This window comes from Streptomyces sp. NRRL F-5126 (genome assembly GCF_000721265.1).
Taxonomy (GTDB): domain Bacteria; phylum Actinomycetota; class Actinomycetes; order Streptomycetales; family Streptomycetaceae; genus Streptomyces.
The window spans coordinates 1-426 of the sequence record NZ_JOFZ01000084.1; the positions used below are offsets into that span (position 1 = coordinate 1).

Consider the following 426-nt stretch of genomic DNA (forward strand, 5'->3'; position numbering starts at 1 on the left):
GCTCAGAGCACTGCGGACGAATTTCGCGGGCGCCGGCACGATGTCGATGATCCGGCCGCCGGACTTCAACAACGTGCGGGACGTCGCGATCGGTAGCTTGCCGGACGTGTCGAAGACGATGTCGAATCGTCCGCGTAGTTCCTGCGCATCGAAGTCGAAGTCGAAGCCGACGACCGGCGAGACACCGAGGTCATACGCGTCCTGCCACGCACTCTCACGGCAGCTGCCGCTCACGGTGGCACCGGCGGCCATGGCGATCTGCGCCACCGACCGGCCGACCGCACCGAGCACGCCGGTGACGAAGACCGCCTGCCCCGATCGCAGCTTGGCCCTCTTCAGGCCCTGATAGGCAGTTCCGCCCGCGATACCGAGCGTGGCGGCGTGCTCCCAGGACACGTTCGCCGGCTTGTGCACGACGTCCGTCTC

General features: G+C 67.4%; 1 protein-coding gene. It reads right to left on the reverse strand.

The window, feature by feature from the left end:
- The coding region (locus IH48_RS0132425; protein ID WP_030913023.1) for a zinc-binding dehydrogenase at positions 1–426 on the reverse strand (426 nt) is incomplete at both ends.